Genomic DNA, 25,331 nt, shown 5'->3' with positions numbered 1-25,331 from the left:
CATCGTCACCGGCGCGTAGTTATCAACGCCGGGCCCTCATTTCAGCACCGGCAGCAGTGCGGCGGCCAGTTCGTCGACCAGCGCCGGGTTGGCGGCCAGGTGCCGTTCGGCGGGGGTGCCCGCCGGGGGCGGACCCAGCACCGGGCCCGCGGCCCGCAGCCGCTGGTCGGCCGAGATCCGCAGCGCCGGAAACGGCTGCTGGGTCAACAGTTTCACCGAATCGGTGAGCACCAGGGTGCGCTCGGTGGGCGGCAGCTGGGACCACCGCGCCCCGGCCGACCACCGCACCGGCGCCCGCGTCACCGCCTGAGCCAGGTCGGCGACCGGGGCCTGCACCGGGGTGCAGCGCGCCCCCACCAGGGTCGCCGTCACCTGCTGGACGCCCACCACGTCGGCGACCCCCACCACCACATCGACCGCGGCGCCCACGCTTCCGTCGCCAAACGCCCACCGCATCGACGCCGAGGTGTCCACCGCAATCGACAAAGCACCGCCGCGGGACTGGCGCCGGTTGCCGGTGGCGCGGCGCGCCGCGGTGCGGGCCATACTGGCCAGCGGGCTCAGCGGCACATCGGCCACCGCGCGCACCATCACCTCCACGCGCGGACCCCGCGGCCGCAGCATGGCGAGTTCGATCGCGCCGGCACCGGACACGTTGACCGGATCGAACCCCACCTGCACCGGGTCGACCTCCCCCGGAGAATCCGGCCCGATCGCCAGGTGCACGACGTTGTCGTGCCCGAAGGTGGCCGCCCCCACCGGTTCCACCCCGACGGTCACCGTCTCGGTGAACGCCGGCACGATCACGGTGTGCGCGTCGACCCGCACCACATTCTGCGCGGGGGACGCCTCCACGTAGAGGGCGGCGCCGCTGACCGATCCGCTGATCGTGATCGACACCGGCTGGTTGGGGATCTCCACGCTGGGGGTGCGGGACCCGAGTAGATAAAAGGGCATCATCGGCTCCGATGCGTCCGGGAGGTGCGCACGCCGTTGGCGTCGACCTGCCATTCCGATAACAGCTTGGTCGCGGTCTTACGCAGCCGCCGCAGGTCGCCGTCGGAGCCGGCCCCGGTCAGCTGCGCCATCTTGTCCACCACCCCATCCAGGCCGGCGGCCTCGCGCAGCGCGGCCTGCCGGGCGGCCAACGGCTGCAGCACCCGGTGGGTCCCGGACGCGCCGTCGGAGGTCACCAGCGCGGCGGCGATCAGCGCGTCGACGTCGACCGCCCCCGAGGACACCAACGACTCCAGGTGATAACTCATTTCGGCGGCCAGGTTCGGGTCGGTGAGCAGCGCGGCGCACGCTTCGGGTTCGCCCGCACCGGTCACCACACCCAGCGCGGCGAGCACCACGAAGCGGACCGCGAAATCGTGGTGCACGCCGGTCGGGCCCAGCTCCGCGAGCAACGCATCCCAGTAGGGGGTGTAGGCCCGGTAGTGGGACTGCAGGTAGCCGGTGGTGATCCATTCGCCGGGTTCATAGACCCGGACCGCGGCGCAGGCCACCGCGGTGTCGTCGGTGTTGGCGCCCAGCACCCGGTCGGCCAGCGCGCGCAGCTCAGCCGAGTCGGCGGCACCGACCAGCGTGTCCGCGGACGGCCGCGCCGGCAGCGGCCCGTCGCCGGTGGCGACCAGCAGCTCGGCGGGATCCCAAGGGCCGCTGCCGAAGACGTACTCGCATTGCGGCAGCGGGACGTCATGCATCCGCAACCACCACAGCGCCAGGTAGCGGTCCTGCGGCTGGGGCGCACCGGACTCGGCGGCCAGCAACCCGCGCACCGCGGCCGCGGTCCACACCGGGTCCCCCGGGTGGGCCCTGCTCAGCTGGTCGGCGCTGGGCGCGCCGACGTCCTCGGCCAGCCACCCCAGCAGCGGCGGGTCCAGCCGGCGGTGTTGGCTGCCGTCATAGGTCAGGATCGCGGCGGCCACCAGCAGCCGGGTGTCGCGGCTGATCCGGCCGTGCAGGTCGGCGATCAGCCACCGCCCGTGCCCGGGATCCAGCAGCGCGGGAACGATCTTCTGCTCGACGGGCTGGGCGACGGCGTCGCCCAACCCCACCCCGGCCAGCAGGTCGACCGTCCGCAGCAGCAGCGCGGGATCGCGTGCGTCGACATCGCTCAACACCGCAGCGACATCGGCGGCGACGTCGTCAGGCACGGCGCCGGGTGAAAAGCGTTGCACCGGAGTCGGGATGGGCCCGGGCTGGGAAAGCCACTGATCATCGCGGATGGCGCGGGACAGATAGACCGCGCGCGCGGCATCGCTCACCAGGGCAGCGGAGTTCGTCAAACTGTCAACCGCCCGCCACGCGTCGGCGGTGGTGGCGCCGACCAGGCGCTGGGTTTCACTGTCCACGATGCGGGCCACCGCCGGATCGGCGGCGCAGCCGCGGGTGGCGTGGGCGGCGACGGTCAGCCGCGCTTCCGGCACGGCGTCGCCCCACTGGTCGCGGTTGAGCACCGCGATCGCCATCGGCAGCGCCGGGGCCAGCCCGACATCGTCGACCCGGGCGGCGAATTCGTCGATGTCGGTCAACAGCTGCGCGGCGGACTCCGGTTCGATCAGCGCCACCTGCGCCATCGCCGACCAAGCGGTGACGGCGATGTCTTGCCCGCCGCCGGTGCGGTGGTGCTGCCCGCCCAGCTCCCCCAGCGACAGGGTCTCGGTTTCGTCGATGACCAGCACCCCGTGCGGGACGTGCCCCAGATCGGTGCGGGGCATCGCGATCAGGTGCAGACCGGCCCGCAGCGAATGCTCCAGGTCGGTGCTGCGGTCAAAGGTGGAAAAGTTGAGCCGCCGGGCGGTGCCCGGGGACATCAGAAAGCTCACCGCGCCGATCCATTGCGCGGCGGTGTCGATGGAGTCCACCCCGAGCACCACCGGCGGCCCCCCGTCGAACGCCGCGGCGACCCCGTCCAGCAGGCCGCAGAGCGTGCTGAGCCGCCAGGTGGTGGTGTCGCAAGCGAATTCGACCACGCTGTGCGCGGTGACCGCGCCCCCGGGCGCCGGGACGTCGTCGGGCAACACCGCGTCGCGGACGGCCTGCCCGCCGTAGGGGGTCAGCCAGCCCGCCGAGCGCCACAGTTCGATCGGGCGGGACCCGGCGCGGGACGCATTCCGGTCCAGCAGCACGTGCGCGAAGATGTTGCCCGGCCGCCCGGTGCTGTCCAGTCCGGCGGGAACGGTGTGCCAGCAGGCGGCGGCGTCATCGTCGATCCGCCGGTACGCCAGCCGGCGCGGCAACGCCTTGACCTGGTCGGGCGTCGGGTAGGCCGGCAGCGGCTGCACCGGTTCCAGCGCGGTGTGGATGCCGGAGACCAGCAGGTGGGATTCGTCGGGGGTGATGTCGCCGGCGGTCTGCTTGACCTGCCATCCGCCGGCGGTCCCCACGGTGTCGAACGAGGTGTAGCTGAGCTGTCCGTACCGGGTCGTCATCGCGGCGCCAGCCCGGGCGTCAGGCGCAGCGCGTCCACCGGCGGGTCCAACAACGCCAGCAGCCGCAACCGCTCCGGCGGCAGGTTGGCGAACAGCCGGATCCAGCCCTGCATGCCGCGCACGTCGCCGGCCCAGACCTCGCTGCCCATGGTGGTGATCGCCGACCACTGAAACTCCTTGGAGCGCCCGGAGATCGGCCGCCCGCTGGGGTCGACCCGGAACATGTCGACCGCCGACCCGTCGTTGACGCTGAGCGGGATCCGATCGGGGTTGTGCACCAACACGAACGGCGGCGAACCGGTGGCGTCGGCGTCCGCGCGGGCCCGCACCGCGGCGGTCAGCGGCATGCCGGTCGGGTCCCGCAGGATCCGGACGTCGTACCAGATTCGCAGCAGGCCACGGTATTCGATCGAGGCTGGCGCGCCGAGCACCCGCCTTCCACCGGTGAACGCCACCGGCACCAGGTGCAGCGAGCAGCCCCGGTTGGGGAGTTCGCCGACGAACTGTTTGCCGCCGTACTTCTCGTACTCGCCCTGCGCGATCTCGTAGCTGCGCCCGGTCAGGCCCCGACTCGGGTCGTGGCCCTTGGGCGCGATGTACACCAGCACCGCCGCCGCGCCGTCCGGCCAGTCGAAGGTGAGGACCTGCTTATTGCAGTACTCGGCCAGTGCGATGTCGGTGATCTGCCCGGTGCGCACCGCCGACACCGGCTTGCCGAGCCGGGCGCGACCGTCCAACACGGTCACCGGGGTGAAGTAGGCCCGGTTCCAGTCCCCGGGCCACGGCACCCCCGCCATCACCGACTTACGCACCCCCTGCGGGTCGACGCGGTCGGCGATGGGATGGGTCAGCCGCAGATCGCGGTTCAACCCGACCTGGTCCAGCACGGATTCGTCGAGTTCGGTGGCCTGCGCGTCCGCGCTGGGCGGATCCAGGCTGCGGAACACCAGCACCTGCCCGAACCGCGGCGTCGTCCACTCCAGGTCGAATTCCACGCCGTCGCGCTGGTTGCGCATGGTCAGCTGCAGGTCGGTGACCGGTTCCCGTACCGCCGAGACGGCCACCTCGGTGTGCACCGCCGCCGACAGCTGGACCACGCCGTCGACCTCGACCTCGCAACGCATCCGGTACAGGTAGCGGCGGCCGCGTTCGGCGTCCGGGTCGACGAAACCGGTCAGGTTGGGTCCGGCGGCCGCGATACGGAACGCCGGGCCGTCGCGGTCGGCGAGCTCGACCGGGACCCGGTAGACGTGCACCGCGGTCACCCCCGGCGGCGCGTTCCACTGGCCGATGACCCGCCCGGAGTCCTCCCGGATCTCGAAGTCGCGCAGCGTGCCCACCACCGCGCCGGCGGCGTGCAGGATCGGCTGCGCGGCCAGCGCCGCGATCATCGACGCGCCGGCGTTGACCCACACCTGCAGGTGGCGCACCGCGCCGAGCAGCGGACGGTCGTCGGTCGCCGAGGTCGCGGCGGTGGCGGTGACCAGATCGGCTTTGTCGGGCGAATATCCGCGGCCGCCTTCGGTGCTGACCAGGCGGTAGATGACGGTGCGGGGGGCGGGACCGCGCCCGCCGAACCGCGGCCACGACACTTCCAGGCCGCCGTGCTGCGGGTCGTCGCCGGCCCGGCGCAACGACACCGGGGCGACCGGGTGCGGGGCGGCGGGGGTGCCGACCTTGTAGGGCGCGAAGCCGGTTTGCGGCACCACGGCGGCGGCCTTCTTCACCAGCATGGTGGGTTCGTCGGCGTCGCTGGGTGCGGCGTCGGCGGCGGGGGCGGCCGGGACCGGGCCGCTGGCCTCGTCGGGGTCGTTGGCCTGCGCGCCGGGCGGGCCCGCCTTGGCGGCGGGTTTGTGGTGGCGGCCACCGGGTTTGGCCGCGTCCCGCAGCACCCGGGCCATCTCCTCGGCGTGCTCGGCCACCGCGCCGGGCAGCATCGCCCGGATCTGCTCGACCTCAGTGCGCCCGGATCGCAGCACCAGCCGGATGTGGGCCTCCTTAAACGAGGCCGCCGAGACCGCACCGCTGTCGATCAGCTCTTCGCGCCACTCCAGCAGCGCCGCCAAGCGGGGATCGTCGTCGACCGGTCGCGCGTCGGTCACTAGAACACCAGCGATCCGGATTCGGGGGGCGTGTCGTCGTCGACGGCGCCGGGCAGGCGGATCTTCGTGGTCGCCTCGAACTGCACGGAATCCTCACCCGGGGCGAACATCGCAAAATCGTAGGTGGGCAGGCCATCCCCGACCTGCACCACCACCGCCCGGTAGTCCAGGCCGCGCCGGTCCACCGCGGCGTCGTCGATGGCCACCATGGACCGGCCGGCGGTGACCGCGGTGTCGGTGAACAGCGACGCGTGGAACGGGGCGGCCGGCCCGGTGCGCTTCTGCAGCATCCCGCCGTTGAACTGGTCCGGGGACACCCGCTGCCCGGTCGCCGGGATCAGCACACCGCCGGTCAACGCCTCGGCCACCCCGCTGGCGGGATCATCGAACATCGCCTGGACCTGCGCCCACAGCGCGTTGGCGCCTTCGGAGCGCACCGCCCCGGCGGCGACGGCCTTCGACCAGCCGTCCAGCGGCGAACCCGAACCGGCACCGGGCATCCGGAACAACGTCACCGGCTCGTCGCGGAGCTGGCGGCCGGCCGACTCCAGCATCCGCTCCCACGGACCCGACAGCCACCCGATGCCGTACAGCCGCTGCTCCAAGGTGCGCGCGGTCGATTCGGCGTCTTGTCCCGACGGCGCGGCCACCCCGATCTGCATGGCCCGGGGCAGCCCGTCGGTCAGATGCAGCCGCGCCGGCCGGGCCGGCGCCACCGGACCGAACGGGGTGCGCAGCACCTCGCCGAGTACCCGATTCCAGGCCAGCAGCTGACCGTAGGCGGCCGACAACCGGCTGACATCCTGCAGCGCGGCACGCAGATTGTGGTGCATCGCTTCCAGTTCGGACATCTGCGACTTGCGCAGGTTCAGTTCGGCGAACAGGTGGCGTTGCCCGATGATGAACAGGATCAGGGCCGCGATGAAGTAGATGGCGATCACCACGGCGCTGACGATCAGCGCGAACGGCCACTCGGCCCAGCCGATTGCGGCGATGATCAACAGCAGCAGCACCGCCGCGAACACGGTCCAGCCGGCGGTGAGGGTGATGGTGGAGATCACCCGCTGGCGCCGGCGCAGCGTCTCGTCCACCGCGTCGCGGTTCGCGGTCTGTTGAATCCGCTGCACCAACCCGCTGACCTCGCCGCGGGCCCGGCCCAGGAAGTCGGCCAGCACCGAACCCACTTGGGCGGCGTAGCTGCGGCCGGCCCGGCCCTCCCACTCGGTCAGGTCGGAGAAGGCGCGGCGCGCCTCGACACCGGCGGCCGGGTCGGCGAAGGTGCGTTCCAGCCGGCCCTTGAGGTCCGCGGTGCCCAACACGTCGCCGCCGGCGACCGCCGGGATGCCGATGACGGCGGCCAGCGAGGCCGGGATCGCGGTGAACGCGTCGGCCGCGCTGGGCACCACGTCGGCGCTGTCGTGGACGACGCCGACCGCGACGCCGACGCTGACCGGGTCGATCCCGGCGGTGCGCCGCCCGCCGTCGGCCAACGTCAAAGCGGCGTTGACGTAGTCGACCCACAGCGAGGTGAGATCGGCTTGCACCAGGTGCGCGGCCCCGGGCTGTTCACCCAGCGCGCTGCTCATCTGGTCGGCGCCGCGGCCGATGTCTTGCCAACTGCCCAGTTCGCCGCCGGCCACCACCGCGTACGCCGAATTCGACCCGCCGAACACGGTGTGCTGCACCGTGGTTGCCAGCACCGACTGCACCCCGCCCAGCATCCCGGACAGCCACGCCGACGGCGCGTTGCGCAGCGCGGCCCACAGGAAGGACAGAAACGTCTTCAGCGCGTCGCCGATCGCGATCTGTTCGGTCTCTTTGCTGCCGATCTCCACCCGGCCGCTGCGCAGCACGTCGCGATGTTTGGTCCACAACGCCCGCGACACCGCCTGCGCGGCCAGCGGCACGTCCTGGATGTAGACCACCGGGGTCTGGCCGCTGCGCGGCAACGGCAGCCGGCCGGCGGCGCTGAACAACTGCAGCCGCAGCTGATCCTCCACCCCGGCGGCGTCGAGTTGCCGGTAGAAGGCGCGCACCGCGCGCAGCGTCTGACCGGGCAGGATCGCCAGATCGTCGAACACCGATCGGTCGATCCCGGTCCACAGCCCGGCGACCGCCGCCACCACCGGGGCGACGTATTGGGCCACGTCCAGCGGTTCGGTCAGCTGCTCCAACACCACCGACCCCAGCCCGGGCCCGGCGGAATCCTCCGGGGCGATGAGCAGGTTGTGCCAGCCCTCCAGCACCAACGCCGGGTCGTAGCCGTGCGGGCCGGCCGAGCCGCGGGTGAACAGCAAGCGCAACAAGGTGATCGGCGCGCCGACGGCGCTGGCGCGGACCACCTGCTCGAGCAGTTGCTCGACGGCGCGGGGAACCCGGCGGTCGGCCGCCGCGTCGGCGGGGACCAAGACCGCGACCCGCAGCCGCTCGTAGCGGTGGCCGGTCAGTACCTGCTGCAGCACCACCGCCGACGCCCGCCCGTCGGCGACCAGGGTCGCCGGGACCGAAGTCTTTCCGACGTCGGCGGCGTCGACCCACACGAACGGGGCGACCAGCCCGACCGCGGCGTAGTCGATGAGCAGCGCGCCGATGTCGTCGGCCTCCCCGCGGGGGGCGAGAACGACGGTCAGCGCGGCGGGGCCGGGGCGCTCGGTCATCGTCAGAACGTCCCCCCTTCCGGGATCACGATCTCTTCGGGACCCGCGGCAGGCAGGTCGCTCAGCGTCGAACCCTGCTGCGCCGCAGGCTGTTTGATCTGCTCCTCGGCTTCCCGGACCAGCCCGATGAGCTGCCCGGTGGCCCAGTACACGTCGGGGGCGAGGTCACGGAAGATCGGTGTCTTGCCGGCCTTGGCGCGGGTCGCGATCGTGGTGTAGTGCCCGTTTTCGGCCGCGCCGGGGCTGCCGGCCGGCAGATACTGGGCGGCCAGGTCGCGCACCGTGGTCAACCAGCGGACGGTCGCCTCGGCCCGCTCGGCCGGGGTGGTCGCCGCGGCGACCTCGGGCACCCGGGACACCAGTTGCCCGGTGCCGCCGCGCAGAAACTCGGCCAGCCGGCCGGCCGCGGACAGTTGCACGATCCCGCTGGCCGGGTCTTGCGAGTTCGCGTCGTACAGCTCCCGCAGCACCCGGTAGGGCCGCAGCGACCGCATCACCGGCGGTTCCTGCGACTGCGCGATCGCCAGCAGGATGGCCTCCAGCACCGCCGGTAACCAGTCGTAGGACGCGGTGAACTGGGACGGCGGGGTCAGCAGCGGGTTCGGGAAGTCCAGCCACTGCTGGTTGTCGCCGTCGTAGATCCGCACCGGCTCGCTGTACGGCGACGCGGGGATCTGGATGCGTCCGGTCACCTGGCCCAGGAACCAGCCGGCCGTCATCGCGCGGCGCTCGGCGTCCCCCATCGGCAGCGACGCCTGCAGCGGCCGGGTGCGCCGCAGCCGCCAAAACGCGGTGCGGCCGGGGCCGGCCGTCGACGTCCACTGCTGGGCGGCGGGTTTGAGCACCGAATCGAACGCCAACGGCGAATAGTTCGGGTACGACCCGAAAATGTCGACGCGGGTGACGGAGTCCTCGTCGGACAGCGACCGGGAGAAGTTGTCCTTGGTGGCCTGATCGATGCGGGGGTTGGCGCGCAACACCTCGGCCAGCGCGTCGGCGACCGGTTGGCCCAAAAACGGCACGTCGGAGAATTTGTACCGGTACTCCAGTTGCTGGCCCGGATGCACCACCTGCAGCGACTGGTCGTTGACGCTGGCCAGCGGCCGAGCCAGCGACAGCGCCTCGTTGAACTTGGTGACGATGTCGCGGCGACGCGCCGCCAGCTCGGATTCCGCGGCGCCGGCGCCCTGGATGAAGTCGCGCAGCGACACCTTGCAGAACTCGGAGAACGCCTCGCCGGGACGCGCCACGTACAGCCGGGCCCGGTCCAGCAGCTCGGCGGGCCGGGTGTGGATGTCGTAGCGGGCCAGCGACGGCACCAGCGAGTTCTGCGTCTCCGGGTCGACGCCGAACGCCCGGGTCACCCAGTTCGCGGTGCGCTCCAGCAGTCCGCCCGGCGCCGCGACCCCGCCGGTGGTCTGCCATTGCCCCGAGATCACCCGTGCGGTGCTCTCGGCGACCGCGGCGTAAAACGGCGGCGACCCGTGACCGCTGGCCAGCGCCTTGGGCAGGTCGAGTTCGTAACGTGCCTTGAACGCCGTCGAGTTGATCAGCAGCACTTCGTTGTTCGCTTCGGCGAACCGGCTGGGCACCAGTTCGTCGGCATCCGACGGCCAGGCCGCGTACTGGTCGGTGGCCAGCCGGGCCAGCCCGACGTCGGCCGGCGGCTCCGAGCGGGCGTTCTCCAGCACCACCTGGGCTTCGCCCAGCGCCGCGGACAGCGGCGCCAGCAGTTCGGCGCCGATGACCTTCAGCACGTCGGCGATCTTGGCGGATGCGCTGGCGTACACCGCGCGGCGCAGGTTGCCGTGGAACCCGTCCAGCGCGGTGTGCAACACCTGGTCGGCGTTGGTCATCACGCCCCGCAGCGAGGCCAGCGTGGTTTCCACGTTCGGCGCCAGCGCCACCACGTCGGCGGGGCCCATCGCGCCCAGATCGTCCATGGCCGTGGCGAGTTCGTCGTCGATGTAGCGGCGCAGCAGGTCCACCACGCCGCGGGCGTAGGGCAGGCTGAAATTGGCGATGGAGTAGGTGACCGCGGTGTCGATGCGGTCGGCGAATTCCCGGTGCCAGCCGAAGGCCAGCGCGTAGCCGGCGTCGTGCACCGCCTGGGTCAGCGGGCCGCGGCGGTTGGCGACCGCCTGCCGGAAGATCGGCACCCACTGTTCGGCCGTCATCCCCTGCGGGCTGGGCAGGTAGCCGCGCAGCTGGCGTTCGATGAGCATGCCGGTGGTGGCGGCCACCGAGCGAGCCGGCAGCGCCATGTTGGTGATCCAGCCGCCCAGCAGCTGGATGCGGTTGCCCTCGTCGCCCGAGGTGGGCGGCAGGCCCAGGCCGTTGCAGATGGCCGGCCACTGGCTGTCCAGCAGCGAGTCCAGCTGCTCGGTGGCCGACGCGGGGTTGCCCGGCTGCAGGTGGCCGAACAGCAGCTTGTCCGCGCAGCTGCGGGCCAGTCGCTGGGCGGCGTATTCGGCGTAGCGGTCGCGGCCCATGGACAGGCTGGAGAACCCGTAGGTGCCCCACGGCAACGGATCCCACACCTCGTTGCCCCAGCCGAGCAGGTCGCGGTCACCGGCCGGGGAGGCGGTGTTGCCCAGGTCGTAGGAGACGAACTGGTCGCTGGCCTTGCCGCTCATCATCAGCCCGGCCAGCCCGCGGCCCAACCCGCGGTAGACCGCGTTTTGCGAGCCGTCCCCGAACAGGGTGCGGTCGGCGCCGACGTACCGGCCGACCGGGAACACCCGGGCGAACGGGATCGGCTCGCCCTCCCCCTGCTGCTGGCCCAGCGCCCGCAGGATCCGCACGTCGTGTTCCCGGGCCGCACCGGACTGGCTGGCCACGATCTCCCCGAGCATCGCCAACGCGTTGGCGCGCACCCCGATTCGGGCGCTTTCGGGCAGCGAATCGAAGATGTCGGGGGTCACCATGAACACCCCCATCAGCTTGGGGTCCAGGCCCGACACCAGCGTCAGCAGCCGGCAGATGTCCAGTGCCATCGACGCGCCGGCGCCGCCGGCCATCGACGACACCACCAACACCAGCGGCGGCTCGTTGGGGTCGAAGCGGCCCATGCCGGGCACCTGCAGCTGCGCCATTTCCGAGATCGCCTCGACCCGGAACAGCTGATCCCAGGCGTTCTGCAGCCGTTGGCGGATCTCGCCGGCCTTGCTCAACGTGATCATCCGGCCGATCGCGCGGTACTGCCCGGCGCCCGCCGAAATCGGGTTGGTCACCCCCTCGGGTTGCCGCGGCGCCCAGGTGGCGATGGTGTCCAGCGCGGATCCGGCCGCCAACCGCTGGGCCAGCGCCCCGTCGAGGGTGGCGTAGCTGCTGCCCTGCGGCCCGCTGCCGATGTAGCTGCCGCCCTGCGCGGGCACATTGGCCAACCCGTCGGGTCCGGTCTCGGCGCCGCTGGGCACGTCGATGTGCACGAACTGCCACCCCGCCGGCAGCGCCGAGACGCCGGCGGTGTGCAGCTCCGAGCGCAGTTGATCCATCATGTACGCCAGCGTGGCGCCCCCGGATCCGCCGCAGCCGACCACCAAGAACCGGCGCATCAGGCTCCTCCTCCAAATGGGTCAAACGGTTGGTCGCGGCCCGGCCGCTGGTCGTCGGGGCGCGGTGGGTAGTCGGGCCCGGGCATCGTCTGGGCCTGCTGGGTGTTCGCGTACGGGTCGATGCTGCCCCGCGGTGTCGGCTGCGGCGGTGTCGGCGCGATCCCGGTTTGCCCGTACGGGTCGACGCCGGCCGACGGCGCCGGCGAACGCGGCGCCCCGGTCAGACCCGTTTGGGCGTACGGGTCGACGCTCGGCGGCGCCGGCCCCCGGCCGGCGCCGGCGAACGGGTCCGTCGGGCCCGCCGCTCCGGCGGCCGCGAACGGGTCGGCGCCCGGTGGCCCCGCGGCGGCGGCGCCGAACGGGGACGGCGGCGGACCGCCACCGGTCACCAGGTTGGCTGAGGCCGCGCGCTGCCGCAGCCCGCTGAGCAGGTCGGGGAGCCGACGTTCGATGTCCTCGTACAGTTTCTGGCGCTCCGGAACGTCGGACTGGCCGCGCACCATCAGCAGCACCTCGGCGCGGTTTTCCGCACCGCCGGGATTGTGCAGCAGCACCCATTTGCCGTGCACCGCCAGCGGCAGCACCGCGTGCACGCCGCTGGCGTCGGTGGCCGGGATGTCGGAGCCGGCGCTCAGGTAGCCGGGGGCGGTCACCTTGACGTGCGCGGTGCCGAACGGGCTGCGGCCGTTGACCGTCGAGAACTGCACGCCGTGCACGGTGAGCTGGCGCGCGCCGCCGGCCAGGCCGGGAACCGGGGTGACCAGGTCGGTGTCGGCCATCGCGAACGGTTCGCCGTTGCGCCGCACCGCACCGGAATCGACCTCGACCGGGATCCGCTCGGCCAGCATCGGCACCCCGGGGATCTTGCCGGTGTACCACTTGGCGGCGTACAGCAACGCCAACGGGATGCCCGGGCCCAGCAGCAGCGCCGCGATGAACACCAGCACGAAGTTGGTGGTGCTCAGCGGTTTGGTCATCGACGCGGAGAATGTGACGTCGACGGTCTGGGCGTCGTCGGGTTTGTCTTGCGGCGCAATGTGAACCGGCACGCTGCCGTTGAGGCCGCCGTGACCGTCGCGCTCGGTGTGCAGCGTGACCGGCAGGCTGGCCTTCTGGTCCTTGTCGACCTTGAGGCAGTTGCCCGGGCCCGACGACGACGACGTCACGCTGACGGTGCCGATCCCTTCCGGTCCGGCCACCACCTTGCTCGCTTCCCCGTCGGCGATCCACACACAGCCCGGGCCGGTGACCTCCAACTGCGCCGTGGTCCCCTTGGTGCCCTGCACATCCCCGAAGTCGATGTGCTGGCCGGGCACCGGCAGGCCGACCTTGGGCAGGATCTGCATCGGCGAATCCACCTGTTGCGGCGACAGTTTGGTGCCCGGCGCGATCTGCGCGCCCTGCGGGTCGACGGCGGGCGCGGTGGTGATCACCAACGACATCCGCAGCGTGGCCGCGCCGGGCTTCACCTTGGTGAGGTCCACGTCGATGGGGTTGCCGATCGCGGTCTTGGGCACCGAGGTCAACACCTCGACCGGCGCCCCGCCGTCGACCGCCAACGACGCCGACATCATCGCGTCGCCGGCCAGGGTGGCCGGGTCGATCGGGGTGCCGGCGCCGTCGACCAGCCCGAACTTCACGCCCTTCATCACCTGGCCGGCGCGCCACGGCGAATCGGGGTCGGCCTGCAGCGCCGGGAAGATGTCGGTGGAGATGTGAATGTTGACCCGCGACACCGCGTCGCCGTGTTGGCCGGTGGTGTCGACGTAGACGATCGCCCACTGCCCCGGCCAGGCCGGACTGTCCGCGCTTTGAATCGACACGGTCTGCGCCGAATCCGACTGCCATTCGAACTGCACCGGCATCCCGTCGAGGGTGGCCTGCTTTTTGCCCTCTTCCTTGGGCAGCTGCAGTTGCTGACCGGACGGGGCGATCAGATACGGCACGATGCCGGGCACGCCGCCCGAGCCGAGGATGTTGACCGCCTTGACCGAGCGGTCCAGCACGAAGTTGTGCCGTGCCTCCTGGCACACCTGGCCCTGCTGACAGACCGGTTTGGTGTCGTCGATGTGCGGGTCGGGGTTCAGCGCGTCGAACGCGAACAGCATCTGGTCGATGTTGGACACCGGGTAGAAGTCGCCGGGTTTCGGGGTTTTGATGCTGCCGCAGCTCTTCCCGTTCAACCCGGTTCCGGTGGCGATCGCCGACATCACGTCGAAGTCGGCGTTCGAGGCCGCCTGGTCGCCCAGTCCGACGCCCAGCATCACGATGCCGTCGGAGCGCAGCTGGTCGGCCACCCCGCCGTCGCGACAAATGCCCTCGGTGGCACGGTTGATCATTTCGTCGACGCCGGCTTGGGTGCCCAGGTCGACGTCGGGGGCGTATGGCTTGGAACCGGCCCGCGGCGAGTAGTCGATCTTGCCGTCGGAGAACCACGAGATCGCTTGGCACCGGTTGGGGTCGCCTTGGGCGTGCGACGCCAGCGTCTGCCGCGCTCCGTCCAGCGCCAGCCAGTAGTCGGTGTCCAGCCCGTCGTTGCGGCGGGCCAGGGTGTCCAGGTTGTTTTTGACCGAATCCGCGGTCCCTTCCGACAGCGGGGCCCAGTCCGCTTGCACCGCGTAGCTGTCGGAGAAACCGGCGATGGCCACGTCGAGCTTGGAGTGGCTGCGGTCGGCGTACCGGCCCAGGGTGTCGACCAGATACTTGGCCGCCTGCACCCGGGCCGCCTGCGCGTCGGTGCTTTTCAGGCTGCCCGACTCATCCACCAGGATCAGCAGGTCGCCCGCCTTCTGCGAGGCCAGGCAGGCGCCGAAGCGGTCGGCGCCGGCGGTGTCGCCCTCCGCGTGCGCGGTTCCGGTGGCCCAGCCGGTGAACGCGAAGCCGAACGCCAGCATCGCGGCGGCCACCAACCGCAGCACCGCACCGCACCGAACCAGCCGTGAACCCATCGTTATGCCCCTACTGCCTGCCGGCCCATAAGGCGATCTGCCAGGCGCCGATGCCGATCCCTACCGCGCACGCGGCCAGCACCACCCAGTAGGCGGTGGATAGCCAGGTCGGCGCCGAGTACACCGAGCTGAGCCGGCGCCGGGTGTCGGCGGCGTTGAACCAGGCCAGCACGCCGATCGCGGCGGGCCCGGCCAGCAGCCAGCCGGCGAAGGCCAACACCACCGCGGATCCGGTCACCGTGGCCACCACGCCAAAGATGATGCCCACCAACGCGACCGCCAGCGCCGCCGCCACCAACTGCAGCGGCGGGCCCGCCACCGCGAGCGACCCCATCGTGGCGCTCCGCGCCGGCCCGCCGAAGGCCTCGGCCGCGGCCGGCGCCGGGGGCTGACCGGCGAACGGGTCAAAGCCGCCGGCCGGTGGCATGGTCGGCGGCGGCGCGCCCATCGGCGGGGGTGCACCCAGCGGCGGCGCCACCCCGGGCGGCGGACCCGGCGGCGGGCCCGGCGGTCGGCCACCGAAGTCACTGAAGTCGAACGGATTGGACGGCGGCATATCAGGCCCCCGCCACCGCACCCGGCCGAACACGCAGCTCGGCCGGTGTAACGACGGTGTTGGTGCTATCCATCAATGCTCCCAGGCTGTGGCAGGTGGTCTCAGTGTTTCATGGGCGGAAGGCGTTCACTGGCCGTACTTCGTCATGCACGCGAATATGGTTTCGTCGCCGTTGTACAGGACCGATTTCGTGGTGGCCGGGCACTGATCCTGGTTCGGCACCACTTGCAGGACCTGATAAACGCCGTCACCGGCCTGGCAGGACGCCCGATAGATCGTCACGTTGGTGGCGCCGGGTTTGTTCGGATCGGTGCCGCCCTCCTGGATCTCGATGCAGTCGCCGGCGTGCAGCTCCTCCACGGTGGTGGTCGGGCGCCCCGACGGCGGCGGGGCGGGCGTGCTGGGCCGGGTCCGCGGGGCGCTCGGGGTGGGCCGGGGGGACTTGGGGGTGGGCAGGGCGCGGGTGCCGGCCTTGGACGTCGGGGTGCTCGTCGACGTCGATCCGCCGCCGTCACTCGGCGCCACCACCAGCCACACCACCAGGGCCAGGACCCCGAACACGATGAATAGGTAGGACAGCACGATGCCCAGGACCGCGCGGCTGCGGCCGGGTTGGGGCCGACGCTTGATCTGGGACAGCGCCAGGTGGCCCAGCACCGCCCCGGCGGGCGCGAAGACGAACGCGAACACCACCGACAGCGTCGCCAGCGTGTTGACCGGGCCGCTGGGCGGGCCGGGTGGATTCGGCGGGGGTAGGCCGTAACCCGGGGGCTGCGCACCGTAGCCGGGCGCCGGCTGGCCGTACGCCGCCGGCGGTGGGCCATAGCCCGGCTGGCCGTAGCCGGATGGCGGCGCGCCATAGGCGGGCCGCGGTTGCCCGTACCCGGGTTGGGGTGCACCGTAGCCGCCGTAGCCGGGCGGCTTGGAGCCGTAGGGGTTGGAGCCGTAGGGGTCGCTGGGACCCGGCCCGTAGCCGTACCCGCCGTAACTCACCGAAAACCCCCTACTCGGTTGTCCGGCGGTTTCCCGGACGACTGCGTCGTGAGCAAAGCAGATCCAGCATAGGCACGTCGGTCGCTTCTGACCGACGGCTATTGGCGGTGACCGCGGCGCCGGCCGGGCCGGCGAACTGGGTGAACCGCCTGCTGGTGGGGGGTCTGCCGCCGGTCAGGGGTGCTGGCTAGATACCGAGATCACTTCCCCGGTCAGGTAGCTGGAGTAGTCGCTGGCCAAAAAGGCGATGGTGGCCGCCACCTCCCACGGCTCGGCGGCCCGGCCGAACGCCTCCCCTTGCGACAGCCGGTCCAACAGGTCGGCCGAGCTGGTCTTCTCCAGGAATTTGTGTCGGGCGATGGACGGTGAGACGGCGTTGATCCGCACCCCGTAATCGACGGCTTCGATCGCGCTGCAGCGGGTCAGGGCCATCACCCCGGCCTTCGCCGCCGCGTAATGCGCCTGCGAATGCTGCGCACGCCAGCCCAGCACGCTGGCGTTGTTGACGATCACCCCGCCGCGGTCGGCGTCGCGGAAGTAGCGCAGCGCCGCGCGGGTAGCCCGCATCACCGACGTTAAAGTCACGTTGAGCACCCGGTCCCATTCCTCGTCGGTCATGTCGACGACCGGGGTTTGCCCGCCCAGCCCGGCGTTGTTGACCAGCACGTCCAGCCGGCCCATCCGCGCGGTGGTGGAGGCGATCAGCGCGTCGATCTGCGCGGTCGACGTCACGTCGCACACCACGCTTTCCACCCGGCCCAAGCCCAGTGCCGCCAGTTGGTCGCGGGTCTCGCCGAGCCGCCGCTCGTGGTGGTCGGACACCATCACGTCGGCGCCTTCGGCCAACGCCCGGCGCGCGGTCGCCGCCCCGATCCCGGTGCCGGCGGCGGCCGTGACCACCACCACCTTGCCGTTGAGCAGCCCGTGTCCGGCGATTTCGTCCGGCACCGCAGTCAGGCTCATCCCTTCGCCTCCCGGGGTAGGCCGAGCACCCGCTCGGCGATGATGTTGCGCTGAATCTCGTTGGATCCGCCGTAGATGGTGTCCGAGCGGGTGAACAGGTACAGCCGCTGCCACTCGTCGAACTCGCCGCCGGGCAGCTCCACCCCCGCCGGCCCGATCACGTCCATCGCCAGCTCACCGAGCCCACGGTGCCAGTTGGCCCACAGCAGCTTGGACACGTTGTCTTGACCGGGCTGCTCGACGTCCATGGTGGCCATCGCGTAGGACCGCATCGCCCGCAACCCGACCCAGGCCCGGGTCAACCGCTCCCGGATCAACGGATCCTCGGCGGCCCCGTTGCGTTCGGCCAGCGTCACCAGCGCGGAAAGCTCACGCGCGTACCGGATCTGCTGCCCCAGCGTCGACACGCCGCGTTCGAAGGTCAGCGTGCCCATCGCCACCCGCCAGCCATCCCCGGGCTCCCCCACCACCAGGTCGGCGTCGGTGCGGGCGTCGTCGAAGAACACCTCGTTGAACTCCGAGGTTCCGGTGAGCTGCACGATCGGGCGGATCTGCACGCCGGGCTGATCCAGCGGCACCAACAGATAGGACAACCCGGCGTGGCGTTTGGAGCCCTTCTCGGTGCGGGCCACCACGAAACACCACTGCGACAGGTGCGCCAGCGACGTCCACACCTTCTGTCCATTGATGACCCACTGGTCGCCGTCGAGCACCGCGGTCGTCGACACGTTGGCCAGGTCGCTGCCCGCGCCGGGCTCCGAATAGCCCTGGCACCACAGTTCGGTGACGTTGCGGATCCCGGGCAAAAACCGTTGCTGCTGTTCGGGGGTGCCGAACGCGATCAGCGTCGGGCCCAGCAACTCCTCGCCGAGATGGTTCACCTTGTCCGGCGCGTCGGCGCGGGCGTACTCCTCGTAGAACGCCACCCGGTGCGCGACCGACAGGCCCCGCCCGCCGTGCTCGACCGGCCAGCCCAGGCAGGTCAGCCCGGCGGCGGCGAGATGACGGTTCCAGGCCATCCGCTCGTCGAACGCTTCATGCTCGCGACCCGGGCCGCCGAGGCCCTTGAGCTTGCCGAATTCACCGACCAGGTTGTCGGCGAGCCACGCGCGGACCTCAGCCCGGAACTCCTCGACTGCTTGCACCCCTGTAGGCTAACCTACCAAGCACTTGCTTTGTTAGCCCGAGTCTGGAGCGTCAATGACCGCCGATCCGCGGACCACGCCTGCGGTCCTGGACCGGATTGCCCGGGATCTTCCCGACCAGGCCGCGCTGATCTGCGACGATCGGCGGCTGTCCTACGCCGAGCTGCGCGGCGAGGTGCGGCGCGCGGCCGCGGCGCTGATCGCGCACGGCGTGGCCCCCGGTGACCGGGTGGCAATCTGGTCGCCGAACACCTGGCACTGGGTGGTGGCCTGCCTGGCCATCCACTATGCCGGCGGGGTGCTGGTGCCGCTGAACACCCGCTACACCGCCGCCGAGGCCGCCGACATCCTGGCCCGCAGCGGCGCACCGGTGCTGGTGGGGATGGGCGAGTTCTTGGGTGCCGACAAGGTCGCCGAACTCGATCGCGACGCGCTGCCGGCGCTGCGGCACGTGGTGCGGGTTCCGGTTGACCGCGGCGACGGCAGCTGGGATGCGTTCGTCGCCGCCGGGGCGCAGGTGCCCGACGCCGACGTCGATGCCCGCGCCGCCGCGGTCGGCCCCGACGACGTGTCCGACATCCTGTTCACCTCCGGCACCACCGGGCGCAGCAAAGGCGTGCTGTGCGCGCACCGGCAATCGCTGTCCGGCGCGGCAGCGTGGGCGGCGTGCGGCAAGGTCAGCGCCGACGACCGCTACCTGTGCATCAACCCGTTCTTCCACAACTTCGGCTACAAGGCCGGGATCCTGGCCTGCCTGCAGACCGGCGCCACCCTGATCCCGCAGCTGACCTTCGATCCGGCGCGCGCGCTGGCCGCCATCGCCGCGCACCGCATCACCGTGCTGCCCGGGCCGCCCACCATCTATCAGACGCTGCTGGATCATCCCGACCGGGCCGAGTACGACCTGAGCTCGCTGCGGTTCGCGGTCACCGGCGCGGCGACGGTGCCGGTGGTGCTGATCGAGCGGATGCAGGCCGAACTCGACATCGACATCGTGCTGACCGCCTACGGGCTGACCGAGTCCGCCGGATTCGCCACCATGTGCCGCCCCGACGACGACGCGGTCACGGTGGCCACCACCTGCGGGCGCCCGATCGCCGACTATGAACTGCGCATCGGTGAGCACGGCGAGGTGCTGCTGCGCGGCGCCAACATCATGCTCGGCTACCTCGACGACCCCGACGCCACCGCCGCGGCGCTCGACGCCGACGGGTGGTTGCACACCGGCGACGTCGGGCAGCTCGACGACGCCGGGAACCTGCGCATCACCGACCGGCTCAAGGACATGTACATCTGCGGCGGGTTCAACGTCTACCCCGCCGAGATCGAGCAGGTGCTGGCCCGCCTGGACGGGGTGGCCGATGCGGCGGTGATCGGCGTGCCCGACGAGCGGCTCGGCGAGGTGGGCAAGGCGTTTTTGGTGCGCCGTCCCGGATTCGGGCTCGACGAGGCGGCCGTGATCACCTACGCCCGCGAACATTTGGCGAACTTCAAGGCACCGCGATCGGTGGCCTTTGTGGATGCTTTGCCGCGCAACCCCGGCGGCAAGGTGGTCAAACCACTATTACGAGAGTGGGCGTGATGGACCTAAACATTGACGACGAGGTTGCGGAGTTTCGCGCCGAAGTCCGCGACTTCCTGGCCGCCAACAAGGCGTCGTTCCCGACGAAGTCCTACGACACCGCCGAAGGGTTCGAACAGCACCGCCGGTGGGACAAGGTGCTTTTCGACGCCGGGCTGTCGGTGATTGCCTGGCCGAAGAAATACGGCGGCCGCGACGCCACCCTGCTGCAGTGGGTGGTGTTCGAAGAGGAGTACTTCCGCGCCGGGGCACCCGGGCGGGCCAGCGCCAACGGCACCTCGATGCTGGCGCCGACCCTGTTCGCGCACGGCACCGAAGAACAACTGGATCGCATCCTGCCGAAGATGGCCAGCGGCGAGGAGATCTGGGCGCAGGCCTGGTCGGAGCCCGAGTCCGGCAGCGACCTGGCGTCGCTGCGGTCGACGGCCACCCAGGTCGACGGCGGCTGGAAGCTCAACGGCCAGAAGATCTGGAGTTCGCGGGCGGTGTTCGGGGAGAAGGCGTTCGGGCTGTTCCGCTCGGACCCGACCGCCGAACGGCACCGCGGCCTGACCTACTTCATGTTCGACCTGAAAGCCGACGGCGTCACGGTGCGCCCGATCGCCCAGCTGGGCGGGGACACCGGGTTCGGGGAGATCTTCCTCGACGACGTGTTCGTGCCCGACGCCGACGTGATCGGCACCCCGCATGAGGGGTGGCGCGCGGCGATGAGCACCTCGAGCAACGAGCGCGGCATGTCGCTGCGCAGCCCGGCCCGGTTCCTGGTCGGGGCCGAGAAGCTGGCGCAGTCATGGAAAACGCGGCAGGCCGATCCGGCCTTCGGTGACCGGGTCGCCGATGCCTGGATCCAGGCGCAGGCCTACCGGCTGCACACGTTCGGCACCGTCACCCGGCTGGCCGCCGGCGGCGAGCTAGGTGCGGAATCCTCGGTGACCAAGGTGTTCTGGTCGGACCTCGACGTCGCGCTGCACCAGACGGCGCTGGACCTGCGCGGTGCGGACGGCGAGCTGGCCGATTCCTGGACCGACGGCTACCTGTTCGCGCTGGGTGGCCCGATCTACGCCGGCACCAACGAGATCCAACGCAACATCATCGCCGAGCGGCTGCTGGGCCTGCCCCGGGAGAAGAAGTGAAATTCGATCTAGACCAAGAGCAGCGGGATTTCGCGGCCAGCATCGACGCCGCGCTGGCCGCCGCCGACGTGCCGTCCGCGGTGCGGGCCTGGGCCGGCGGCGACACCGCGCCGGGCCGCAAAGTGTGGGTGCAGCTGGCCGAGCTGGGCGTCACCGCCCTGGTGGTGCCGGAACGCTTCGACGGGTTGGCCGCGCACCCGGTGGACCTGGTGGTGGCCGCCGAACGGTTGGGCCGCTGGTGTGTGCCCGGCCCAGTCACCGAATCCATTGCGGTGGCGCCGGTTCTGCTCGCCGACGACCAGCGCGCCGCGGCCCTGGCCGCCGGTGAGCTGATCGCCACCGTCGCGTTGCCGCCGCGGGTGCCGCGGGCGGTGGACGCCGACACCGCCGGGCTGGTGCTGCTGGCCGGCGACGGCCGGGTCAGCGACGCGCAGGCCGGGGCCCGCCACGACTCCGTCGACCCCGCCCGCCGGCTGTTCGAGGTCACCGCATCGGGTGACGGGCAGGCCGCCGATACCGAGCGGGCCTACGAGTTCGGTGCGCTGGCCACCGCCGCGCAACTGGTCGGCGCCGGGCAGGCGCTGCTGGACGCCGCGGTCGACTACGCCAAACAGCGCACCCAGTTCGGCCGGGTGATCGGCTCGTATCAAGCGATCAAACACAAGCTGGCCGATGTGCACATCGCGCTCGAGTTGGCCCGCCCGCTGGTGTACGGGGCCGCGCTATCGCTGGCCGACGAGTCCGCCGACACCGCCCGCGACGTCAGCGCCGCCAAGGTGGCGGCCGCCGAAGCCGGGCTGCTGGCCGCCCGCTCGGCGTTGCAGACCCACGGCGCCATCGGTTTCACCGCCGAACACGACCTGTCGCTGTGGCTGCTGCGGGTGCAGGCGCTGCGGGCGGCGTGGGGTGACCCGGCCGCACACCGTCGTCGCGTACTGGAGGCGCTGTAGATGAGCGACGAACGGGATCTGCTGCGCCAGACCGTCGCCGCGCTGGTCGACAAGCACGCCGGCCCGGAGGCGGTGCGGGCGGCGATGGAATCGTCGCGCGGCTATGACGAGTCGCTGTGGCAGCTGCTGTGTGAGCAGGTCGGGGCCGCCGCGCTGGTGGTGCCCGAGCAGTTCGGCGGCGCCGGTGGCGAGTTGGCCGACGCCGCGGTGGTGCTCGAGGAGCTGGGCAAGGCGCTGGTGCCCACCCCGCTGCTGGGCACCACGCTGGCCGAGCTGGCCCTGCTGGCCGCGGCCGAACCGGACACCGAGGCCCTGCAGCGGCTGGCCGAGGGCGCCGCGCTCGGTGCGGTGGTCGTTGACCCCGAGTATGTGATCAACGGCGACGTCGCCGACATCGTCGTGCACGCCGACGGCACCCAGCTCACCCGCTGGTCGACGTTCACCGCCACCCCGCTCACCACCATGGACCCCACCCGCCGGCTGGGCCGCCTCACCGCCGGGGACACCGAGCCGATCGGATCCGATCCCGGCATCGCCGACTACGCGGCGATCCTGCTGGCCGCCGAGCAGATCGGGGCGGCGGCGCGCTGCCTGGAGCTGACCGTCGACTACACCAAGAGCCGGGTGCAGTTCGGCCGGCCGATCGGCAGCTTCCAGGCGCTCAAACACCGGATGGCCGATTTGCATGTGGCCGTGCACGCCGCCCGCGCCGTCGTCAACGACGCGGTGGCCGAGCCGACCCCGACGTCGGCGGCGCTGGCCCGGGTCACCGCCAGCGAAGCCTTCTCGACGGTGGCCGCCGAAGCCATCCAGCTGCACGGCGGCATCGCCATCACCTGGGAAAGCGATATCCAGCTGTATTTCAAACGCGCGCACGGCAGTTCGCAGCTGCTCGGCCCGCCGCGGGAACACTTGCGCCGGCTGGAAGCCGAGGTGTTCTCCAACGCCGCCCGGTAGCGGCCTAGGGTTGACCAGGTGAACGATCGTGTCGCGCTGCGTGCCGGCGTCCCACCGTTTTATGTGATGGACGTGTGGCTGGCGGCCGCCGAGCGGCAACGCAGCCACGGTGACCTGGTGAACCTGTCCGCGGGCCAACCCAGCGTGGGCGCCCCCGAGCCGGTGCGGGCCGCCGCCGCGTCGGCCCTGCACCTCAACGAGCTGGGTTACACGGTGGCGCTGGGCATCCCGGAGCTGCGCGGCGCCATCGCGGCGTCCTACCGAGACCGCTACGGCCTCGACGTCAGCGCCGAGGAGGTGGTGGTGACCACCGGCTCCTCGGGCGGGTTCCTGCTCACCTTCCTGGCCTGCTTCGACGTCGGTGATCGGGTGGCGGTCAGCAGCCCCGGCTACCCGTGCTACCGCAACATCCTGTCCGCGCTCGGCTGCGAGGTGGTCGAGATCGCGTGCGGCCCACAGACCCGTTTCCAGCCGACCGCGGCGATGCTGGCCGACCTCGACCCGCCGCTGGCCGGGGTGGTGGTGGCCAGCCCGGCGAACCCGACCGGGACGGTGATCCCGCCGGCCGAGCTGGCCGCGATCGCCTCCTGGTGCGACGCCACCGGGGTGCGGCTGATCAGCGACGAGGTCTACCACGGCCTGATCTACCAGGGCGCGCCGCAGACCAGCTGCGCCTGGCAGACGTCACGACAGGCGGTGGTGGTCAACAGTTTCTCGAAGTATTTCGCGATGACCGGCTGGCGGCTGGGCTGGCTGCTGGTGCCGCCGGAGCTGCGCCGCGCGGTGGACTGCTTGACCGGCAACTTCACCATCTGCCCGCCGGTGTTGTCGCAGATCGCGGCGGTGCAGGCGTTCACCCCCGAGGCGATCGCCGAAGCCGACGGCCATCTGCGGCACTACAGCGCCAACCGCGCGTTGTTGCTCGACGGGCTGCGCGCCCTCGGGATCGACCGGCTGGCCCCCACCGACGGCGCGTTCTACGTGTACGCCGACGTCTCGGACTTCACCAGCGACTCGCTGGGCTTTTGCTCGAAACTGCTGGCCGACACCGGTGTTGCGATCGCGCCGGGCATCGACTTCGACACCGCCCGCGGCGGCGCGTTCGTCCGGCTGTCTTTTGCCGGGCCCACCTCCGACATCGAGGAGGCGCTACGCCGGATCGGTGCCTGGCTGCAGCATTAACAAAGCCCGGCCCGCAGTTGCCTGCAAGCCGGGCTTCGTTGTTACGCGGTCAGGGCTGGGGTGTCGTCCCCGCGTTGCCAGCCGGCGCCGTTCCCGGGTTCGCCGGAGCCGGCGCCGCCGGGGCGGCAGCCGGAGCGCCCTGGGTGCCCGCCGGGGCCCCCTGAGCGCCACCGGACGGGGCCTGCGTGCTCGGGGTGCTGGCCGGAACCTCCTGGGTGCCCTGGGTGCCCGGCGTGCCGGCCGGAGCCGGGGTGCTCGGCGTGGCGGCCGGAACCTCCTGGGTGCCCTGGGTGCCCGGCGTGCCGGCCGGAGCCGGGGTGCTCGGCGTGCCGGCCGGGGTTTGTTCCGAGCCGGCGGGCAGCGGCGTGCCCTGGCTGCCCTCGGGGATCGGGGTGCCCTGGCTACCCGCCGGAGCGGCGCCGCCCGGGGTACCGGCCGGGGTTTGCTGGTTGCCGGCGGGAGCCGGGGTGCCGGCCGGGGTGGACGACGACTGGTTGCCCGACGGGGTCGACGAGCGCGAGCCAGCCGCCGGAGCCGAGCCCGCGGGGCCACTGCTGGGAGCGGCCTGCACCCAGGTGGCCAGGTCCTTGCCGCCGGCGTTGTACACAACGCTGGTGGGGTTGTCGCCGGTCACGTCGAAGTACACCTTGCCGGTGGTCTTTTGACCCTGGCTAATCGTGCCCGGGTTGACACCCTGCGGGGTAGCGACCCCGTACAGGACGCGGTAGGTCTGGCCACTCGCGCTGCGGGCGTTCAGGTTCGACACGATCGGGGTGACCGAGCCCTGCAGGGCCTCGTCGGTGGCGTTGGCCTCCCACAGGGTGCCCTGCGGGGTGTACGGGATGGTGTCGCTGCTCTGTTTGAGATCGCTGATGGTCCAGCCCTGCACCACGTCGCCGTTGGTCAAGGTCGCCTGGCTACCGAGCGGGTGCGACGCGGTGGTGTCGCTGGCTTCGTCGGCAGCGGCGATGGATGCGCTGGCGATGCCGAGGGCTCCGGCGGTGACGAAGGTGGCTGCTGCCGCCATTGCGGCGGTGCTGATCTTCACGGTTTTCACTCCTGTTTCGTCCGAGCGGCGATTCCGCTGCGGTGGGGTGGTGACTGCACCTAACGGCGGTTAGTCCGTCTTTGTCAGTCTCAAAGCTGATGCATAGCGATACTTCATCACG

General features: G+C 71.6%; 16 protein-coding genes. 5 read left to right on the top strand and 11 right to left on the bottom strand.

Annotated features, from left to right (window positions below; all coding sequences use genetic code 11):
* Positions 1 to 36: 36 nt before the first annotated feature.
* The 10 genes from ACAG26_RS04680 to ipdE1 all read right to left on the bottom strand — a co-directional run bounded on the left by ACAG26_RS04680 (position 37) and on the right by ipdE1 (position 18,358).
* On the bottom strand, positions 37 to 957 hold the full coding sequence (locus ACAG26_RS04680) for a hypothetical protein (protein WP_370479967.1): 921 nt from the start codon (positions 955 to 957) through the stop codon (positions 37 to 39).
* Positions 957 to 3,437, bottom strand: a complete 2,481-nt coding sequence (locus ACAG26_RS04675) for a hypothetical protein (RefSeq protein ID WP_370479964.1) — start codon at positions 3,435 to 3,437, stop codon at positions 957 to 959. Before ACAG26_RS04675 ends, ACAG26_RS04680 begins: the two co-directional genes overlap by 1 nt.
* On the bottom strand, positions 3,434 to 5,539 hold the full coding sequence (locus tag ACAG26_RS04670; protein WP_370479962.1) for a hypothetical protein: 2,106 nt from the start codon (positions 5,537 to 5,539) through the stop codon (positions 3,434 to 3,436). The genes ACAG26_RS04675 and ACAG26_RS04670 overlap by 4 nt, the downstream gene beginning before the upstream one ends.
* Positions 5,539 to 8,196, bottom strand: coding sequence for a hypothetical protein (locus tag ACAG26_RS04665; protein ID WP_370479960.1), 2,658 nt, complete (start codon positions 8,194 to 8,196; stop codon positions 5,539 to 5,541). The genes ACAG26_RS04670 and ACAG26_RS04665 overlap by 1 nt, the downstream gene beginning before the upstream one ends.
* A gap of 2 nt (positions 8,197 to 8,198) precedes the next feature.
* Complete coding sequence (locus tag ACAG26_RS04660) at positions 8,199 to 11,753, bottom strand: tubulin-like doman-containing protein (RefSeq protein WP_370479955.1); 3,555 nt, start codon at positions 11,751 to 11,753, stop codon at positions 8,199 to 8,201.
* A complete protein-coding gene (locus ACAG26_RS04655; RefSeq protein WP_370479953.1) occupies positions 11,753 to 14,701 on the bottom strand; it encodes a VWA domain-containing protein in 2,949 nt (982 codons plus the stop codon). The genes ACAG26_RS04660 and ACAG26_RS04655 overlap by 1 nt, the downstream gene beginning before the upstream one ends.
* A gap of 10 nt (positions 14,702 to 14,711) precedes the next feature.
* Positions 14,712 to 15,257, bottom strand: a complete 546-nt coding sequence (locus ACAG26_RS04650; RefSeq protein WP_370479951.1) for a hypothetical protein — start codon at positions 15,255 to 15,257, stop codon at positions 14,712 to 14,714.
* A gap of 126 nt (positions 15,258 to 15,383) precedes the next feature.
* Positions 15,384 to 16,250 carry a DUF4190 domain-containing protein gene (locus ACAG26_RS04645; RefSeq protein WP_370479947.1) on the bottom strand — a complete coding sequence of 289 codons (867 nt, stop codon included), beginning with the start codon at positions 16,248 to 16,250 and terminating at the stop codon, positions 15,384 to 15,386.
* 174 nt (positions 16,251 to 16,424) lie between these two features.
* On the bottom strand, positions 16,425 to 17,213 hold the full coding sequence (gene ipdF / locus ACAG26_RS04640) for a (5R,7aS)-5-hydroxy-7a-methyl-1-oxo-2,3,5,6,7,7a-hexahydro-1H-indene-carboxyl-CoA reductase (protein WP_370479946.1): 789 nt from the start codon (positions 17,211 to 17,213) through the stop codon (positions 16,425 to 16,427).
* Positions 17,210 to 18,358 carry an acyl-CoA dehydrogenase IpdE1 gene (gene ipdE1 / locus ACAG26_RS04635; RefSeq protein ID WP_370479943.1) on the bottom strand — a complete coding sequence of 383 codons (1,149 nt, stop codon included), beginning with the start codon at positions 18,356 to 18,358 and terminating at the stop codon, positions 17,210 to 17,212. Before ipdE1 ends, ipdF begins: the two co-directional genes overlap by 4 nt.
* A 55-nt stretch (positions 18,359 to 18,413) precedes the next feature.
* Between ipdE1 and fadD3 the strand changes: the two genes are divergently transcribed.
* The 5 genes from fadD3 to ACAG26_RS04610 are packed head-to-tail and all read left to right on the top strand — an operon-like array spanning position 18,414 to position 24,162.
* On the top strand, positions 18,414 to 19,940 hold the full coding sequence (gene fadD3 / locus ACAG26_RS04630) for a 3-((3aS,4S,7aS)-7a-methyl-1,5-dioxo-octahydro-1H-inden-4-yl)propanoate--CoA ligase FadD3 (protein WP_370479941.1): 1,527 nt from the start codon (positions 18,414 to 18,416) through the stop codon (positions 19,938 to 19,940).
* Positions 19,940 to 21,073 (top strand): acyl-CoA dehydrogenase family protein, encoded by a 1,134-nt coding sequence (locus tag ACAG26_RS04625; protein WP_370479938.1) that lies wholly within the window; start codon positions 19,940 to 19,942, stop codon positions 21,071 to 21,073. Before fadD3 ends, ACAG26_RS04625 begins: the two co-directional genes overlap by 1 nt.
* A complete protein-coding gene (locus tag ACAG26_RS04620) occupies positions 21,070 to 22,023 on the top strand; it encodes an acyl-CoA dehydrogenase family protein (protein WP_370479936.1) in 954 nt (317 codons plus the stop codon). Before ACAG26_RS04625 ends, ACAG26_RS04620 begins: the two co-directional genes overlap by 4 nt.
* A complete protein-coding gene (locus tag ACAG26_RS04615; protein WP_370479934.1) occupies positions 22,024 to 22,980 on the top strand; it encodes an acyl-CoA dehydrogenase family protein in 957 nt (318 codons plus the stop codon). It abuts the gene before it with no gap.
* A gap of 18 nt (positions 22,981 to 22,998) precedes the next feature.
* Positions 22,999 to 24,162, top strand: a complete 1,164-nt coding sequence (locus ACAG26_RS04610) for a pyridoxal phosphate-dependent aminotransferase (RefSeq protein ID WP_370479931.1) — start codon at positions 22,999 to 23,001, stop codon at positions 24,160 to 24,162.
* A 49-nt stretch (positions 24,163 to 24,211) separates the two neighbouring features.
* Here ACAG26_RS04610 and ACAG26_RS04605 read toward each other — a convergent pair whose 3' ends face one another.
* Positions 24,212 to 25,210 (bottom strand): DUF1942 domain-containing protein, encoded by a 999-nt coding sequence (locus tag ACAG26_RS04605; RefSeq protein ID WP_370479928.1) that lies wholly within the window; start codon positions 25,208 to 25,210, stop codon positions 24,212 to 24,214.
* Positions 25,211 to 25,331 lie beyond the last annotated feature (121 nt).

Origin of the sequence: Mycobacterium sp. pUA109, from assembly GCF_041287095.1 — a bacterium.
In the GTDB taxonomy this organism is placed as follows: domain Bacteria; phylum Actinomycetota; class Actinomycetes; order Mycobacteriales; family Mycobacteriaceae; genus Mycobacterium.
Note: the sequence above shows the minus strand (reverse complement) of the source record. Positions and strands in the feature narration are given on the sequence as shown.